The organism is Phytohabitans kaempferiae (genome assembly GCF_042433955.1).
In the GTDB taxonomy this organism is placed as follows: Bacteria; Actinomycetota; Actinomycetes; order Mycobacteriales; family Micromonosporaceae; genus Phytohabitans; species Phytohabitans kaempferiae.
In genome coordinates this window covers 121,826-138,281 of record NZ_JBHLUH010000060.1, presented here as the reverse complement: position 1 = coordinate 138,281, position 16,456 = coordinate 121,826, and the positions used below count along the sequence as shown (strand labels likewise).

Annotated in this window: 17 protein-coding genes; 4 read left to right on the top strand and 13 right to left on the bottom strand. The window is 70.5% G+C overall.

The annotated features are described in order from the left end of the window. Positions 1 to 64 precede the first annotated feature (64 nt). Both ACFFIA_RS28230 and ACFFIA_RS28225 read left to right on the top strand, forming a co-directional pair. Complete coding sequence (locus tag ACFFIA_RS28230) at positions 65 to 1,444, top strand: DUF2252 domain-containing protein (protein ID WP_377256120.1); 1,380 nt, start codon at positions 65 to 67, stop codon at positions 1,442 to 1,444. Positions 1,445 to 1,780: 336 nt separating this feature from the next. Then, positions 1,781 to 1,903, top strand: a complete 123-nt coding sequence (locus tag ACFFIA_RS28225; protein WP_377256118.1) for a hypothetical protein — start codon at positions 1,781 to 1,783, stop codon at positions 1,901 to 1,903. Between the two features lie 200 nt (positions 1,904 to 2,103). Here the strand turns inward: ACFFIA_RS28225 and ACFFIA_RS28220 are convergent, their stop codons facing one another. From ACFFIA_RS28220 to ACFFIA_RS28210, 3 genes are read right to left on the bottom strand one after another with little or no spacing between them, the layout of a single operon-like run. Continuing rightward, positions 2,104 to 3,177, bottom strand: a complete 1,074-nt coding sequence (locus tag ACFFIA_RS28220; RefSeq protein WP_377256115.1) for an acyl-CoA dehydrogenase family protein — start codon at positions 3,175 to 3,177, stop codon at positions 2,104 to 2,106. A 2-nt stretch (positions 3,178 to 3,179) separates the two neighbouring features. Next, positions 3,180 to 4,130: an amidohydrolase family protein gene (locus ACFFIA_RS28215; protein ID WP_377256113.1), complete on the bottom strand. Its 951-nt coding sequence runs from the start codon at positions 4,128 to 4,130 to the stop codon at positions 3,180 to 3,182. 12 nt (positions 4,131 to 4,142) lie between these two features. Beyond that, entirely contained in the window at positions 4,143 to 4,688 is a 546-nt protein-coding gene (locus ACFFIA_RS28210) for an acyl-CoA dehydrogenase family protein (RefSeq protein ID WP_377256110.1), read from the bottom strand. A 273-nt stretch (positions 4,689 to 4,961) separates the two neighbouring features. Here ACFFIA_RS28210 and ACFFIA_RS28205 point away from each other — a divergent pair, with 273 nt between their 5' ends. Together ACFFIA_RS28205 and ACFFIA_RS28200 are read left to right on the top strand one after the other, a co-directional pair. Continuing rightward, the gene (locus tag ACFFIA_RS28205; RefSeq protein ID WP_377256109.1) at positions 4,962 to 5,366 is read left to right on the top strand and encodes an ATP-binding cassette domain-containing protein; all 405 of its coding nucleotides are present in this window, start codon (positions 4,962 to 4,964) and stop codon (positions 5,364 to 5,366) included. 121 nt (positions 5,367 to 5,487) lie between these two features. Beyond that, positions 5,488 to 6,543 (top strand): LLM class flavin-dependent oxidoreductase, encoded by a 1,056-nt coding sequence (locus tag ACFFIA_RS28200; protein WP_377256106.1) that lies wholly within the window; start codon positions 5,488 to 5,490, stop codon positions 6,541 to 6,543. A gap of 106 nt (positions 6,544 to 6,649) precedes the next feature. Here the strand turns inward: ACFFIA_RS28200 and ACFFIA_RS28195 are convergent, their stop codons facing one another. The 10 genes from ACFFIA_RS28195 to ACFFIA_RS28150 all read right to left on the bottom strand — a co-directional run bounded on the left by ACFFIA_RS28195 (position 6,650) and on the right by ACFFIA_RS28150 (position 16,446). After that, entirely contained in the window at positions 6,650 to 6,988 is a 339-nt protein-coding gene (locus ACFFIA_RS28195; protein ID WP_377256104.1) for a rhodanese-like domain-containing protein, read from the bottom strand. Positions 6,989 to 7,710: 722 nt separating this feature from the next. Further along, positions 7,711 to 9,024 carry an FAD/NAD(P)-binding protein gene (locus ACFFIA_RS28190; RefSeq protein ID WP_377256102.1) on the bottom strand — a complete coding sequence of 438 codons (1,314 nt, stop codon included), beginning with the start codon at positions 9,022 to 9,024 and terminating at the stop codon, positions 7,711 to 7,713. Then, positions 9,021 to 9,722 (bottom strand): GNAT family N-acetyltransferase, encoded by a 702-nt coding sequence (locus ACFFIA_RS28185; protein WP_377256101.1) that lies wholly within the window; start codon positions 9,720 to 9,722, stop codon positions 9,021 to 9,023. Before ACFFIA_RS28185 ends, ACFFIA_RS28190 begins: the two co-directional genes overlap by 4 nt. Then, positions 9,719 to 11,071 carry an NtaA/DmoA family FMN-dependent monooxygenase gene (locus ACFFIA_RS28180; RefSeq protein ID WP_377256098.1) on the bottom strand — a complete coding sequence of 451 codons (1,353 nt, stop codon included), beginning with the start codon at positions 11,069 to 11,071 and terminating at the stop codon, positions 9,719 to 9,721. Before ACFFIA_RS28180 ends, ACFFIA_RS28185 begins: the two co-directional genes overlap by 4 nt. Further along, on the bottom strand, positions 11,068 to 12,219 hold the full coding sequence (locus ACFFIA_RS28175) for an LLM class flavin-dependent oxidoreductase (RefSeq protein WP_377256096.1): 1,152 nt from the start codon (positions 12,217 to 12,219) through the stop codon (positions 11,068 to 11,070). Before ACFFIA_RS28175 ends, ACFFIA_RS28180 begins: the two co-directional genes overlap by 4 nt. Then, positions 12,216 to 13,334: an LLM class flavin-dependent oxidoreductase gene (locus ACFFIA_RS28170; protein WP_377256093.1), complete on the bottom strand. Its 1,119-nt coding sequence runs from the start codon at positions 13,332 to 13,334 to the stop codon at positions 12,216 to 12,218. The genes ACFFIA_RS28175 and ACFFIA_RS28170 overlap by 4 nt, the downstream gene beginning before the upstream one ends. A 9-nt stretch (positions 13,335 to 13,343) precedes the next feature. Then, complete coding sequence (locus ACFFIA_RS28165; RefSeq protein WP_377256091.1) at positions 13,344 to 14,309, bottom strand: ABC transporter substrate-binding protein; 966 nt, start codon at positions 14,307 to 14,309, stop codon at positions 13,344 to 13,346. Between the two features lie 17 nt (positions 14,310 to 14,326). After that, a complete protein-coding gene (locus ACFFIA_RS28160) occupies positions 14,327 to 15,079 on the bottom strand; it encodes an amino acid ABC transporter ATP-binding protein (protein WP_377256520.1) in 753 nt (250 codons plus the stop codon). Positions 15,080 to 15,090: 11 nt separating this feature from the next. Then, positions 15,091 to 16,116 (bottom strand): amino acid ABC transporter permease, encoded by a 1,026-nt coding sequence (locus tag ACFFIA_RS28155; protein ID WP_377256088.1) that lies wholly within the window; start codon positions 16,114 to 16,116, stop codon positions 15,091 to 15,093. A gap of 24 nt (positions 16,117 to 16,140) precedes the next feature. Then, positions 16,141 to 16,446 (bottom strand): hypothetical protein, encoded by a 306-nt coding sequence (locus ACFFIA_RS28150; protein WP_377256085.1) that lies wholly within the window; start codon positions 16,444 to 16,446, stop codon positions 16,141 to 16,143. Positions 16,447 to 16,456: the final 10 nt, after the last annotated feature.

The window sequence follows — 16,456 nt, the reverse complement described above, 5'->3', positions numbered from 1 at the left end:
CGGTCGCCATCTTCACCGAAACAGCCCGTGCCGCGGCTGCCGCGGCGAACAGGAGGACCGCACCATGACCCAAGCGCGCATCCGGGAGGCGGCCAAGGCCGCCCGAGGCCGCCTCCCCCGTGCGGGGCTCGCAGTGCTACAACTGCCCGAGGAGCGCGATCCGGTGGGGATCCTCGAACGTCAGCACGACTCACGGCTCGCCGATCTCATCCCCGTGCGGGTAGGCCGGATGCTACAGTCACCCTTCGCGTTCTACCGTGGTTCGGCCGCGATCATGGCATCTGACCTCGCCGATGCCCCCACGACCGGTATCGACGTCGTCTCGTGCGGCGACGCACACATTTCCAACTTCGGCTTCTACGCCTCGCCCGAACGCGAGCTCGTGTTCGACCTCAACGACTTCGACGAGGCCGGGGTCGCCCCGTGGGAATGGGACCTGCGGCGACTCGCGGCAAGCGTCCACATCGGCGGGCGGGACAACGGGCTGAGCGAGGACGACTGCCGTGACGCTGTCCAGCACGCCGCGGCGAGTTACCAGCAAACCATACGGGAGTTCTGCGAGCTGTCGGCCACCGAACGCTACTTCACGCGGATCGACACCTCCGCAGTCGCGAAACGCCTCGGCAAGACCGGCGCGAAGACAGTCAAGCGCGTCTCCGCCAAGGCGCGCGGCCGTACCTCGGCGCAGGTGCTGCGCAAACTGACGACGCGTACGGCAGGTGGGAAGGCACGCATCGTTGACCAGCCGCCGATCCTGCGTCATGTCGAGCACGCAAGCCTCGAGGAACTCAAAGGGCTGTTCGCACAGTATCGCTCGACCGTTCGCGAAGACATCGCCTACCTGTTGGCCCAGTACCGACTCGTCGACTACGCGCTGCGTGTCGTCGGCGTTGGCAGCGTCGGCACCCGCTGCTACCTGCTCGCATTGGAAGGGCCGGGCGGGGACATGCTGTTCTTGCAAGCGAAAGAAGCCCAGCGCTCTGTGCTGACCAGCCACGGCGGTCGCGCCGCCACCATCCCGGGCGACGAGTCCGGTGCCGAACACAGTGAAGGACACCGCGTCGTCGCCGCGCAGCGCATCCTCCAAGCCAACTCCGACCCATTCCTCGGCTGGATCACCGGTTGGGCAGGCGAGAATACCGATCGCCGCCGCGTCGACTACTACTGGCGCCAATTCCGTGACATGAAAGGCTCTATCGAACCCGACACCCTCGACAAGGACCAGTTCACCGCCTACAGCGGACTGTGCGCCGATCTGCTCGCGCGCGCCCACGGCCAAGCTCCCGCTGCCGCCGTGATCGCCGCCTACCTCGGCTCAACCGAACGGATCGCCGAAGCAACGGCCAAGTGGGCAGCCTCATACGCCGATGCCGCCGAAGACGACTACGCAGCACTCGAGCGAGCGGTGAAGACAGGACGCATGCCAGCCGAAACAGGTGTTTAAAGTAGCGCTGCCGCCGCCACACCTCGCCCTGCCGACGGTGCGCCGCCGCAGCACCGGCCACCCGCGCCTACCGCACCGCCTGCTGCCGACTAAACGAGCCGCTTGTGCGCCCAGCAGAGCGGATGTTTGACCGTGTAGGAGGTAGGCGACGCTGCGCGTATGCCTCCGTCTTGCGCGCCGATCGAGCAGGTCCTGCCGTTGGGACCGTGGTGCAGTACCTGTTGGGTTTTGTCACTTGAGAGGTACTGCTGGTGCCAAACTGGGCCCAGCTCAGACCGCTCGCCCGCGCGACCTCAATCAGCTGAGGCTCGCACCGGCCACGGCACCTGTGATGTCTTGGTCGATCAGTGCATCGCCAGCGCCGCGCTCATCGCCCTTACGAAGTCGCTCGGCAAGGAACTGGCCACCAGCGGGGTCCTGGCCAACGCGATCGAAAGTTCGGTGCGCGGCGGCCTATAAGGTGCGCCCGATCTCAGTGCAGCCACGAACGAGTACGGCCAGTCCGTGATCATCTGCGCTTGGCCCTTCGCCCGGCACAGACATGGCAGAACAGCCGGTCTGGTGAGGTCCCGAGTTCCGGCTGGACACCCCCGGTCACCTGGCCCGTACCACAGCCCCAGACGATCCGGGCGCGTGATCCCAGGACACCGTTTCGCCGGCTATCGACCGGTTCGATGGGTCAGCTGGCGCAGATGGGCCGCGCGCAGCGGTTCGGAGAGGCCGCGTACTTGGAGGAACGTCGCGGCGCGGGCCCAGACCTGGGCCGGGTCGTCTGCCAGCAGCGCGGCGCCGCCGCGGGCGACGATGGCTGCGTTGGTGGCGCGGACGGCGAGGTTGACCGAGTGGGCGTGCCGGGCGAATGGGTCGCCGCCCGGTCCCGTCGCGCGTAGCGATGCGATTTCGTCGGCGAGGGCGTTCAGGCCGGGGTTGTCCGGTTGGCGGGTGAGCGCGTATTCGATCGCGGTGCGGGCCAGTCCCAGCGCGCCTGGCGCGGTGGTCGGCCCGTCGCGGCCGTCGCTGCCCTTCCAGCGGTCGACGTCCACGAGCTGCGTCACGTCGTCGTCGGGCACGAATAGGTCGTGGATGTGCAGGGCCACCGTCCGGGAGCCGGCGATCGCCGCCAGGTTGAGCGGGACTGGTTGGACGCGGCCCGGGCGGGGGAGGGGGACGGCGGCGAAGATGATGGTGCGTTCGGCCTCGGCGATGGCGGCGAGCAGGACCAGGTCGATCAGGCCGGCGCCGGAGAACCAGGGCGCGACGCCGTGGAATCGCCAGCCGTCGGCGACGCGCCGGGCGGTGACGGTGCGACGTCCGGGCCAGGTGCGTACGTGGCCGAACGCGGCCCCGCCGAACAGGCCCCCGCTGGCCAGCGCCGGCAGTAGCTCGCGCAGCGCCGGTCCGCCGCCGTCGAGGATCGACCGGGCGGGAGTGGCGTGCTGGGAGGCGACGAGGTACGTCGACGGGCAGGCGCCGGCGAGCATCTCGTACGCCTCCGTCACCACCTCCGGCGGGGCGCCGAGGCCGCCGTACTCGGCCGGGATCGCCAGGCCGAACAGGCCGGTGCCGGCCAGCGCCGCCAGGTGCGAGGCCGGGACGGCGCCGCGGTCGGTCTCGGTCATCGTGGGGGCGATGGTCCGGTCGATGACCTCCCGCAGGCGCTCGAGCACCGGATGCGCGGGCAGCGGGCCGAACCGGCTCGGCACGCTGCCCGCGGCGATCTGGTCGGTTGGCATGGTTAGGCCGGCTGCGGCGCCGGTTGGCGGGTGAGCAGCGTCGCGGCGTTGCCGCCGCGGATCAGTTCCTGGTCGGTGGGGGAGATGCCGGCCCCGGCCAGCGCTGCCGCGACCCACTGCGCCGTCGCGTCGACCTGGTGCGGGAAGTCGCTGCCGAGCAGCACGCGCCCGGCGCCGAGGACGGAGACCAGGTACGCGATGTTGTGCGCGTCGAAGCCCATGGTGTCGAAGTAGACCTGCCAGCGGCCGTCGCCGGAGGCCAGGCCGCCGCGGGCGCGCCAGGTGCCGGCGATGCCGAGCGAGCCGATGCCGAGGGTGGTGAAGACGATCCTCAGGTTGGGAATGGAGTCGAGCAGTCCGCGGTGGATCAGCGACAGCAGCGCGACGCCGTTGGCCAGACCCCGGCCGTAGGAGGAGCCGAGCTGCCCGGCCTGCTCGATGAGTGTTGGGGTCAGGCTGGTGCCGGTCGGGTGTACGAACACCGGGACGCCCAGGTGTGCCGCCTCCTGTAGCGTTGGTACGGTCTGCGGGGCGCCGAGGAAGATGTCGGCCTTGGCCGAGTCGACGACGATGCCGGACAGGCCCAGCTCGTCGATGGCGCGGCGGGTCTCGGCGGCGCCGTCCTCGCCGGCGAACGCGTCCACTGTGGCCAGTCCGAGCAGGCGTCCGGGGTGGCTGCGTACGCCGCCGGCGAGGTACTCGTTGAGTTTGGTGATCTCGTCCAGATGTGGTGGTGTGGTGTCGAAGTCGGCGAACCGGGACGCGGCCGGCAGGCTTAGCACCCGGGTGTCCACTTTGGCCTCGTCGGTGACCTCGATGATCCGGTCGAAGCTCTTGAGTACCTCGGCGTTGCGGGCCTGCTCGGCGCGGCGTTCCTCGGTCCACCATGCGGGTGCCGGCGCGATCTGCTGGTCCGGCTCGTAGTAGTGGGCGTGGATGTCGATGGCGGGCATGTGGCGTCCTCCTCAGAAGAGTCCGGTGGTCGGCGGTTCGGTGCCGTTGAGCAGGAAGGCGCCGACCACCGCCGCTTTCCAGTAGCGCGGGTTGTGGTTGGCGACCGTGCGGGCGTTGCGCCAGTGTCGATCAAAGTTGTGCTCGCGGGCGGTGGCCGAGCCGCCGCCGACGTCGAAGAGCAGCTCCGCGCTCTTGAGCGCCGACTCGGTGGCCAGGAACTGGGCCTGCGCCACCTCGACGGCGGCGATTGTCCGCGCTCGCGGGTCGGTGCCGGCCTGCCAGGCTCGGTCGATCGCTTCGGCGGCGCGTAGCACGGCGGCTTCTGCGGCGTACGCCCGAGCGGCGATCTCGCCCACGGCGTGGTGGATGTACGGGTCGTCCACCGATTGTGTCGCGGTGCTGTGCTTGATCGGCCGGGACCGGTTCTGGGCGAACCACACCGCGTCGGTGAGGCTGTCGCGCGCGATGCCGGCCTGCACACCGGCGAGGAACAGTTGCTGGAAGGCGGTGGTGAGGCTGCGGAGTCCGGTCTGCGGCTGGGCCGAGACCGACCGCATCCTGGCCAAGCTCACCCCGGAACAGGTCGCCCGCCGCCAGCGCGAGGGCCGGACTTCATCGCGAGCTCGGCGAGGGCCGGGCGGGAGACGTGTGCGAGCAGGTGGCTTCGACTACGGACAGAGCCCGCTGGCGACGCGCCCGAAGTCGATGGCTCGCCGCGAGGTCAGGACGACCAGCGATGGCATACCCTGATATTCCTACGGGGGATATAGGAATAGCAACGGATGTCCACTGTCTGGGATCTTGAAACAGGGTGCGGTGGCCGCTGACCGTTGGCCGCTGCGGCTTACGGGCTGCCTGACCTCCGCCCGCAAGGTACGCGCACCGGCCCGTACGGACGCCCCGGTTTCACTGCTCTCCGTCCGCGACCTGACGAAGGTGTACGGGCAGAAGCAGCGGGCCACCGGGCGGTCGACGGTGTCAGCTTCGACGTGCACGCCGGCGAGACCGTCGCCATCGTCGACGAGTCCGGCTCGGGCAAGACCGCGACGGCCCGGATGGTGCTGCGGCTGGCCGCCCCGACCGCCGGCCGCATCCTCTTCCAAGGCGCCGACATCGCCAGGCTCGGCGGGCGTGACCTGCGGCGGACCCACCGGCACATCCAGCTCGTTCACCAAGATCCTGCGTCCACACTGGACCCCAGGTTTCCGTGGAGCGCGGCGTCGCCGAACCGCTGAAGGTCTTCACCTCCGACACCGCCGCCGATTGGCGCCGCCATATCCTCCACATCACCCATAGGGCCGATAGGGTTTATGGTGAGCCGGGCCAACGCTGGTCGCGAGCTGAAAGGGCGCCGTCATGAGCCGCGAGTTCCTCTGGTACATCCCGAACCAGTTCGATCCGGGGCACCGCGGCGACGATGTCGTCGTGGGGCACAACAGCCTGGAAACGTTGACCAGCCATGCGTTGGCGGTGGAGAAGCACGGGTGGGGTGGTGCATTGATCGGCACCGGTTGGGGTCGCCCGGATACGTTCACTGTCGCGACCGCGTTGGCCGCGCGCACCACGACCTTCCGACCCTTGATCGCGGTCCGGCCCGGCTACTGGCGGCCGGCCAACTTCGCCTCTGCCGCCGCTACCCTGGATCATCTGACCGGCGGACGGGTGCTTGTCAACATCGTGTCGGGTAAGGACAACCTCCCGGCGTACGGTGACAGTGAAGGCGACCAGGCCGACCGCTACGCCCGCACCCTGGAGTTCATGCGTATCGTGCGCCGGTTGTGGACCGAGCAGAGTGTCACCTACCGCGGGGAGTATTTCAGCGTCACGGAATCGACTGTGGAGCCACGGCCGGTGCGGACACCGCGGCTCTATTTCGGTGGCGCGTCGGAGGCCGCGGAACGAGTGGCCGCTACCGATGCCGATGTGCAGTTGTTCTGGGGTGAGCCGCTGGACGGTGTCGCCGAGCGGATAGAGCGGCTCAAGGTCCTGGGTGAGAGGCTCGGGCGTCAGCTGCCGCCGTTGGAGTTCGGGCTGCGGGTGACCACATTGGTGCGGGACACCACCGGGCAGGCGTGGGCGGACGCGGAGGCGAAGGTCGCGCGAATGGCCGAGAATGGTGGCATGTTCGCGCAGGACCCGCTGTGGCGGGCGGCGGTGGGGCAGCAGCGGCTACGCGACCTGGCCGCGCGCGGAGAGGTCCTCGACAACAATCTCTACACCACACCCGGGAAGTTCGGCGGAGGCGGAGCGGGGACCACCTGGCTGGTCGGCTCGGCCGAAGACGTGGCGAAGTCGCTGCGCCGGTATCAGAGCCTGGGTGTCACCCATTTCGTGCTCTCCGACACCCCGTACCTTCCCGAGGTCAAACGCCAGGGTGAGCAGCTCCTCCCGCTGCTACGCGACCAGGGCTGAGGCACAAGAAAGGCGTCCGGCAGCAGGCGCCGCTCCACTGCCACCTCGGGAGAGCGCGGGCACGCTGGTGCTCCGCATACCGCGCAACCGACGGGAGACTCAGCGCTCAGCCGGCCGCGGGCGTCGCCTCGACCGGCAGTCCCGCGTCGCGCCACTGGGCGAAGCCGCCGTCCACGTGGGCGACGTCGGCGAAGCCCTCGGCCACGAGCGCCTCGGCGACCGGCCGGGAACCGTCGATGGAGCCGCAGACCACCACGATCGGCGTGTCCACCGAGACGAGGCCGAACACCGCCTTCAAATCGTCGCGGTCGGCGATGAGCGCGCCCGGGATGGCGCCGTCCGCCTCACGGCGGGGCGCGCTTCGCACGTCGACGAGAAGGGCGCCGTTCGCGACGCGCGCACTGGCATCGGCGGGGGAGATGAGGTCGGGTGCTTGACTGGTCATGACCAAAATCATACTTATCCGATAGGAATGCGTCCATGGTGCTCCGGTTAACGTGGCCGTGTATCCGGACGCGGCCGCGGGTTGTGCTCAAGGGTTGTGCCAGGAAGCTTCCGGTGCCGTCCTGAACGCGGTCGAGGTCACCGGTCGTCAGCAGGCCGAGTAGCAGCCCGCGGATCGTCGCGATCACCAGGGTGGGGCCGGCGAAGGCCGCGAAGAGCGGTGCCGTGTCCGGGACGAGCGACACGTCGGGCACGGCGTGGATCATCTCGGTCGCCGCCCCATCCCGCGAATGCTGCCGAGGCCGGCGAGCCCTGGCCGCGAGGGCCAAGCACGCGGATACCGCCCCGCCGGTGGGTCCGGACGAGACCGTCCTGACGCGGCTTCACCCTGCGTCGGTGATGGCGTTGACCTTTGTGTCCAAGGTCGCGGCGAGCGACCGGATCGTCGGCAGCCGTACGCCCACCGGCAGCTCACCCGAGTCGATGAGACTGGCGACGCCGGCGCTGACCTCGCCCGCGCTGGTGCCCGCGATCCGCCAGGGCCTCGGGTGCCCCGAGTCTTGCCGTCGCGCACGACGGCAAACAAATCTATCGGATAGATGGGTTCACCTATGACTGGCATCACTATCTCGCGGCGCCCGAGGCGGGCATCGGCCGACCGATACCGGTCACGGCGCCTCAATCGACGACGCCGCGAGGTCGGCGCCTACACAACCTCTGCGGCTAGGCGGCAGTCGGCATCGCGCCATTGCTGCCGATCGCCCGCGCGACGTGGTGTGCCTGCTGGCGGATCTCCGGGATCGCGGTGGTCTCCAGCCACTGGCCAAGGCGCAGGGCGCCGACGACGTAGGGCGCCGGTGAAGTGCCGCCGTCGTAGGGCACGAGGCGGCCATCGAGGTCGACGTCGACGCCGAGGCCGAGCGGGTCCGCGCGGGCCAATCCGTCGGCCACGAGTGTGCGGACCAGCGGGATGCCGGCCGGGTGGCCCGGTCCGGTGCAGTTGACCACGACGTCGAAGCCCTGCGGCTCGCCGCCCAGGTCGACATCGAAGGCCCGTCCTACCGTACGGATCGCTGTCGGTCCTCCCTTGTGGACCATCAGCAGGCCGGCGTCCCGGGTCCGGTCGATTGCGTTGGCAGCCCATGGCGCGCAGCGGTGCCGGTGCACCTCCCACAGCCGCAGAGCGTGCCGCAGGAACCGCCTTCGCTCGTCGAGCGGCAGTCCCCGCCACAGCGGCTCGGCCTGCAGCCGTACCCGATCAACGAGCGAACGCCAGTCGTCCACGGCGACCGTGCGGAACTGCCGGAGCAGTTCACGGACGGTGGGTGCGCCCGGCAGCGGCGGCGGCAGCGGTCCGGCCGGGCTGCCGAGGTGGGGCAGGGGCAGCAGGCCGTGCCGGGATACCGCGGTGATCTGGCCACGGTGCCCGCGGGCGATGAGCGAGAGCACCACGTCGACAGCGGTGAGCCCGGTGCCCAGCAGCAGCACGCGGTCGCCGGCGGCGATGCCGTCCAGCGCGTGCGCCTCCCACGGTGTGGCCACATAGCCCGGGGCCTCGCGCACCGGCGCTTGCGCGACAAGCGGGAAGCGGGGCGGTGCGTGCCCGATCGCCAGGACCACGTGGTCGGCCCGCTGCTCGGGTCCAGCAGTGAGCTGAAGGCGCCACTGGCCGCCCGGCACGATCCGCAGGACGTGCGCCCGCCGGTGCAGCAACCGGTCGCCGTGCCGCTGGAACGCGCCGGCGAGTCGGTCGGCGAGGTAGTCACCGAACCAGCCGCGGGCCTGGAACGCGTTCGCGCTGACACGGTAGCCCGAGCGGTGGCACCAGTCGACGAAGTCGGCCGGCGCGTCCGGGGCGGCGGACATCGCGCCGGCACGGGAGTTGAGCAGGTGGTGCGGCTCGCGGGTGGCGAACGCGGTGCCGGGCCCGAGCCGCTCCGCCGGGTCAACCAGCACGACTCGCTGGTCGGTATGGCGCAGGAGCGCGAGCGCGGTGAGCGTGCCGGCCGGCCCGCCACCGACGATCACCGTGGTCATGGCGTACTCACCTGCCCAGTCAGGGGTGGGATCCGGATCGTCCGGAAGGTGGTCGTGCGGCGCAGCGTGAAGCCGAGGTGCTCGTAGAGGCGGATCGCCGGGGTGTTGTCGGCCGCGGCGTGCAGAAACGGGGTTTCGCCGCGGGCACGGATGCCGGCGGCGACCGCGCGGACGAGCCGGGTGGCCAGGCCCTGCCCGCGGTAGGCCGGGTCGGTGCAGACAGCGCTGATCTCCGTCCAGCCGGGCGGGTGCAGCCGCTCGCCGGCCATGGCAATCAATCGCCCGTTGCGGCGGATGCCAAGGTAGGTGCCGAGCTCGATGGTCCGTTTGCGGAACGGTCCGGGCTCGGTGCGGGCGACCAGGTCGAGGATCTCCGGCACGTCCGCCGGCCCGAGCGGCACCGCTTGGGGGTCGGGCTCGGCGCGTAGGGCGACGTCGACGAGCTGGACGCCGGGGATCGCGAAGGTGACCTCCCAGCCGGGCGGCGGTAGGGCGTCGGTGCTGGTGAGGGCGATCTCCGCGCCCGGCTCGGCGACCGCGAGCAGGTCTTCCCAGGCCCGCGCGTCTGGGTTGGGGCGGAGCGTGACGAAGCCTGCCACGTCGGGGTGGTAGCGGGCGGCCTGGCCCTGGATCTCGCCGAGGTGGGCTTGCGGGCCGTTGAGCGCGGCCCAGACCGGGTTGTCCAGCACATGCGTCACGCCGCTGCCTTCCGGTCCGGATGAGCCAGTCCGAGGTGTTCGCGCAGTGTCGTGCCGTCGTAGTCGGCGCGGAAGACGCCGCGCTCCTGTAGTAGCGGTACGACGCTGTCGGCGAACTCGTCGAGGCCGTCCGGCACTAGGTGTGGTACGAGGATGAAGCCGTCGCTGGCGTCCCGCTGGACGAGGTCGTTGATCTGATCGGCGACCGTGGCCGGCGCGCCGATGAACGTCTGCCGCGCGGTCACCTCGATGACCAGTTCGCGGATGGAGAGCTTCTTGGCCTCGGCGAGTTCGCGCCACTTTCGCGCGGTCTCCAGCGGGTCGCCGAACATTCGGGTGCTGGCCCGCCCTTTGGCGATGGTGTTTTCCCCGACGATCGGGTCCACGTCGGGCAGTGGGCCGTCCGGGTTGTAGGCGCTCAGGTCGCGGTTCCAGAGCTGTTCGAGGTGGCGGATGGCGGTCTGGCCGCTGACCTGCTGGTGGCGGATCTCGCGGGCGCGTTCCTGGGCGTCCGCGTCGGTGTCACCGAGGACGAACGTCGCGGCCGGGAGCACCAACAGCTCTCGCGGGGTACGGCCGTAGCGGGCCAGCCGCCGCTTCACGTCTGCGTAGAAGGCCTGGCCGGCTTCGAGTGTGCCGTGCCGGCTGAAGATCGCGTCGGCGGTGGCGGCGGCGAACTCCCGCCCGTTGGCCGAGTCGCCGGCCTGTAGGATCACTGGGCGTCCCTGCGGGCTGCGCGGCACGTTGAATCGGCCGGCGATGTCGAAGTGTTCGTCCCGGTGGGCGAAGGTGCCCGCGTCGGGCCGGGACAGGAACGCGCCGCTGTCCTTGTCGGCGACCACGTCGCCGTCCCGCCACGAATCGAAGAGCTCCCACGCGGTACGCAGGAAGCGCTCGGCCCGGTCATAGCGGTCCTCCTGGCGCAGGAAGCCGCCGCGGCGGAAGTTCTCCCCGGTGAACGCGTCCCACGAGGTGACCACGTTCCACCCGGCGCGGCCGCCGGAGAGGTGGTCCAGGCTGGCGAACTGGCGGGCCACCTCGTACGGCTCGTTGAAGGTGGAGTTGATCGTGCCGGTGAGGCCGAGCCGGTCGGTGACGGCGGCCAGCGCGGCCAGCACGGTGAACGTGTCTGGCCGGCCCACGACGTCGAGGTCGTAGATGAGCCCGTTCTGCTCGCGCAGCCGCAGCCCTTCGGCGAGGAAGAAGAAGTCGAACTTGGCCCGCTCGGCCGTCCGGGCCAGGCGTTCGAACGAGGCGAACTCGATCTGGCTGCCCGAGCGCGGGTCGCTCCACACCGTGGTGTTGTTGACGCCCGGGAAGTGTGTCGCGAGGTGGATCTGTTTGGTCATCGCACGCCTTCCACAGTGGAGTATCGGTTGGCTGGGCGGGGCAGGCCGAGCAGCCCGCGCAGGGTTTTCGCCTCGTACGCCTTCCGGAAGGCGCCGCGGCGGCGCAGCTCGGGCACCAGGCCGCGGGTGATCGCGGTCAGGTCGTGCGGGATCGCGGCGGGCCGCAGCCGGAAGCCGTCGATGCCGGCGGCGTGCCAGTCCAGCAGGAGGTCGGCCAGCTGCGCGGGGGTGCCGAGGAAGGTCGCCGCGTCGGAGGTGAAGGCCGCGCCGTCGCGGGCGTCGAGCCGCTGCTTGCGGGCGGCAGCCTGGCTCGGAGTCTGGTCGAGAAACACCGCTAGGTCGGCGAAGACCAGCAGCGGTGGCTCGAACCGGCGGGCGAGCAGGGCCGGCCTGTCCACATCGGAGGGCGTCACGTACACCAGGTCAGTTGAGGCTTGCGCGAACTGGTAGGGCACGTCGGCGTGTGCGAGCGCAGTGACCAGCGGCTGGCCCTGCGGCGGGCGGGGCACGATCGACGGCCCGCGGACCCGGAACCAGCGTCCCTTGAAGTCGATGTAGTGCAGCTTGTCGCGGTCGATGAACCGTCCGGTGGCGGCGTCGCGGATCTCGGCGTCGTCCTCCCAGCTGTCCCAGAGCCGGCGCACCACCTCGACGTAGTCGGTGGCTTCGTCGAACAGGTCGGTGATGAGGTTGGCTCCGAGCTCCTGCGGTATCTCCCGGCGGCCGAAATGCTTGGCCTCGTGGGCGCGGCCGGAGACCTGGACTCGCCAGCCGGCCCGGCCGGTGCTGGCGTAGTCGAGCGTGGCGATCGCCTTGGCGACGTGGAACGGCTCCGTGTGAGTGACGGTCGCGGTCGGCACCAGACCGATGTGGCGGGTCAGCGGCGCCACCCGCGCCGCGATGAGCACCGCGTCGAGGCGGCCGCGGACCTGGTCGACCCGGTCGTCCGGCCGGTCCGGGCGGGACGACTGCACCCCGAGCGCGTCCTCGATCGTGACGAAGTCGAGCGTCCCCGCCTCCGCCTCGCGCACGAGGTCGGCCCAGTATCGGGCGGTGAACAGCTCGCCCGGCCGGGCGTCCGGCTCGCGCCAGGCGGCCGGGTGCCAGCCCGCGCCGTCCAGCGCGACGGCCAGATGCGGGCCGGTCATGACAAACCCCATTCCTTGGCCAGCAGCTCGAACGAGCGGACCCGATCCATGTGGTCGTGGGTGATGGTGGTAACCAGCAGCTCGTCGGCGCCGGTCGCGTCGCGCAGCACGCCGAGCCGTTCGGCCACGGTGCTCGGCGCGCCGACGAACTGGGTCTCCAGGCGGTCGGCGAGCAGCTCGCGGTCCTCGTCGGTCCACTCGTGTGCGGCGGCCTGCGCGGGGGACAGGAACGGCTGGGCACCGCGGCCGGTGCGGATGTCGCGCACCCACAGCCCGTACGGCGACGCGAGCTCGCGGGCGGTCGTGTCGTCCGGCGCCACCACGACGTCGGCGGAGACCAGCACGTACGGCCGGGCGAGAACGCCCGGCCGGAACGCGTCCCGGTAAGCGGCGACCGCGTCCAGCACGCTGGCCGGGCTGACGTGGTAATTGGCGGCGAACGGCAGGCCGCGTGCGCCGGCCACCTGAGCGCTCTGCCCGGCGCTGCTGCCGAGGATCCAGACCTGCACGTCCGCGCCTTCCCCGGGTACGGCGTGCAGGTCCACGTCGTCCAGCGCGTACGTGCCGGCCAGCAGGGCGAGGATGTCGCCGACCTGCTCGTCGAAGTCGGGTGGCTCCGCGCCGGGCTGTTGCAGCGCGGCCGCCTGTGCGGCGAAGCGCGGCGACCTCAGCAGTGGCAGGAACGAGAACGGCGGCGGGATGAGCAGACCGTTGACGACGCGTGCCTCGACCGGGGGTGCCTCGGCCGGCGGTGGGGCGCTGCGGGCCTCCTTCGCGCGCTGACCCGACCGGCCGAGGCCCAGGTCGATCCGGCCCGGGTGGAGGGCGTCCAGGGTGCCGAATTGCTCCACGACCGAGACAGCGGTCTGGTGGCCCAGCTGCACCGCGCCGGACCCGACCCGGATCCGCTCGGTAGCGGCCGCGACCAGCCCGATCAGCACCGCCGTGGCCGAGCTTGCCACGCCCGGTGCGAAGTGGTGCTCGGCCAGCCAGTACCGGTGGTAGCCGGCCTGCTCGGCCCGGCCGGCGAGGTCGATCGTGTTGCGCAGCGCCCGCGCTGGCGTGCTACCGGATACCACCGGTGCGAGGTCCAGGATGGACAGTGGTGTGGCCATTGTCTTGCCTCACTTGCGGGGTAGGCCGGGCGGGTTGACCTCGGACGTCGGGATGGCTTCGGTGGACAGGCCCCAGCGGGCGAGCACCTCGGCGTACCGTCCATTCTGGATGACCGTGTTGAGTGCCTCGCTGAGCGCGGTCGCGAAGCCGTTGCCCTTCTTGGTCATCGCGGCGATCTGCGCGGGCACCTCGCCGCCGCCGGGCACGACGCCGACCACCTTGGTCTCGCCGCTCACGGCGGCGTGGTAGACGACTGAGGGGTTGGGGCCGAAGTAGGCGTCGATCTGGCCGGAGCGGAGCGCGAGCTGGTACTCGGTGGGGCGCTGGTAGTACACGATCTTGGCGGGGGCCAGTCCGGCGGCCTTGTTCTGCGCGTCCCAGCGCAGCAGCACCTGTTCCTGGTTGGTGCCGGAGCCGACGGAGACGGTGAGGCCGGCGATGTCGGCCGGTTTCTCGATCTTGTCGATCTTGCCGTCCTTCTTGACCTCCCAGCCGAGCGAGTCGACCCGGTAGGAGGCGAAGTCGTAGATGTCCTTGCGCTCCTCGGTGACGGTGATGTTGGAGAAGCCCACCTCGTTCTGGCCGGAGCGGATTACCAGGAACAGGTTTTCCCAGGATGTGGGTCGCAGGTCGAGCTCCAGGCCGAGCACGTCGGCGACGAGCTGCGCGATGTCCGGCTCGACGCCAATGATGGTGCGGTCGTCGTCGGCGCGGAAGGCCAGTGGCGGGGAGCCCTCGCCGCTCACCCCGACGGCGAGCGTGCCGTCGGCGCGGATCGCCTCGGGCACCTTGGCGGCGATCGCGTCGACCTTCTCCGCGCGTACCCGGTTCTGGTCGGGGCTGGTGTTGATCTTTTGGGTGCCGCCGCTCGCGGCGGGGTCGGCGACGGTGGCCTCGATCTCGTCGGGGTTGCCGCAGGCGGCCAGTGCCAGGAGGGCGGCGAATGCCGTGGCGGCCGCTAGGCGCCGATGCATGACGGGACTCCTTTGCGTCAGAGGACCTTGGCGAGGAAGGCGCGGGTGCGTTCGTGCCGCGGGTTGTCGAGGACCTGGCTCGACGGCCCCTGCTCGACGATCAGCCCGTCGTCCATGAACACGACGGTGTCGGCCACCTCCCGGGCGAAGCCGATCTCGTGGCTGACGACGATCATGGTGGTGCCGCCCAGGGCGAGGTCGCGCATCACGTCCAGGACCTCGCCGACGAGCTCGGGGTCGAGCGCCGAGGTGGGCTCGTCGAAGAGCACGACCTTCGGCTCCAGCGCGAGTGCCCGGGCGATCGCGACCCGCTGCTGCTGTCCGCCGGAGAGTCGGCGCGGGTACGCGTGCGCCTTGTCCGACAGGCCCACTCGCTCCAGCAGGCGCAGCGCCCGCTCGGTCGCCTCGCGGCGGGGCCGGCCCTGCGCCGCGATCGGTGCCTCCACCACGTTTTCCAGGGCGGTCAGGTGCGGGAAGAGGTTGAAGCTCTGGAAGACGAAGCCGATGTGGGTGCGCTGCCGCAGCACCTCGCGCTCCTTGAGCTCGCGAAGGCGCTTGCCGGAGCGGCGATAGCCGATCAGCTCGCCGTCGATCCGCACGTACCCCCGGTTGACTTTCTCCAGGTGGTTGATGCTGCGCAGTAGCGTCGACTTGCCCGAACCCGACGGCCCGAGGATGACGACCACCTCGCCGGCCCGCACCCGCAGGTCGACGCCGCGCAGCACTTCGAGCGGGCCAAAGCTCTTGTGGATGCCCCGGACGTCGACCATCGGCGGCGTGGTCACGGCGCGTCCTGCCGGGCAAGGTCGGCGGCGAGGCGTTGGCGGTCGGCCCGGCGCTGGCGGCGGGCGGCGTCGAGCTGAGCCGCTGCGCCGCGCACCCGCTGCCACGGCGTCGGCGGCAGCACTCGTACCGCGCCGCGGGCGTAGTGGCGCTCGATGTAGTACTGGGCGATGGACAGCACGGTGGTCAACAGCAGGTACCAGATGGCGGCGACCAGCAGCAGCGCGATCACCCGGCCGTTGCGGGCGTAGATGACCTGCACCTGGTAGAAGAGCTCGGGGATGGCCATGATGTAGACCACCGAGGTGCTCTTGACCAGCCCGATTATCTCATTGCCGGCGGTCGGGATGATGGTGCGCATCGCCTGTGGCAGCAGGATCCGCCGGATCTGCCGGCGCCGGGGCAGCCCGAGCGCCGCGGCCGCCTCGTGCTGGCCCTGGTCGATGGAGAGGAACCCGGAACGGACGATCTCCGCGCAGTAGGCCGCCTGGTGCAGGGTAAGGCCTAGCGTGGCGGCGGTCATCGGCCCGATCAGGTCCTGTGTGCGGAAGTCCCAGAAGGACGGTCCGAAAGGGACACCGAGGGAGATCCGGTCGTAGAGTAGGGCGAGGTTGAACCAGAAGAGCAATTGCAGGATCAGGGGTACCGACCGGAAGAGCCACACGTAGCCCCACGCGAATGCCCGTAGCAGCGGACTGCGGGACAGCCGCATGAGCGCCAGTACCGTGCCGAGTGCGAAGCCGAGCGTGATGCCGAGGGTGGTCAACTGGAGCGTGACCCCGACCGAGCGGAGGATCGTCTCGTAGAACAGGTACTGGCTGACGACGTGCCACTCCCACGCCGGGTTGGTGACCAGTGCGTGCAGGGCCATGGCCAGCAGCACCGCGGCGACCGCGCTGGCCACCCACCGCCAGGGGTGACGGGCCGGCGCGACCCGCAACGTGCTCAGGTCGTCATCGGGGTCGGAGGGTGGTCCCGCGGGCCCGGTGGGGACGGCGGTGGCCGCCTTCCCATCAATCACCATCCACCTAGTATTCCTATCGGTCTACTAGGAATGCAACCCTTGTGTTTTCGCCTGGCGTGAAGACATGATCGAAAATGTGCACAGCGACCGCGCCGCGTGCCGGCCATTGCCGCTGTACGGTACGCGCGCGCCGGCGACCACGTCTTTGTCTCCGGTCAGGTCGCGGTGCGACCGAACGGCACCGCCGTTGGGCGGCTCACGGTCCTCGACAACGTCCGGTCCATCTTCCGCTGCCAGCGGAGACCTCGCCGATCTGTGCAAGGTGGCCGCGTTCCTGCTCAACGCCACGCTGTTCGAGCCGTTCAACACGATCAACGGCGAGAACTTCACCGCGCCGCTG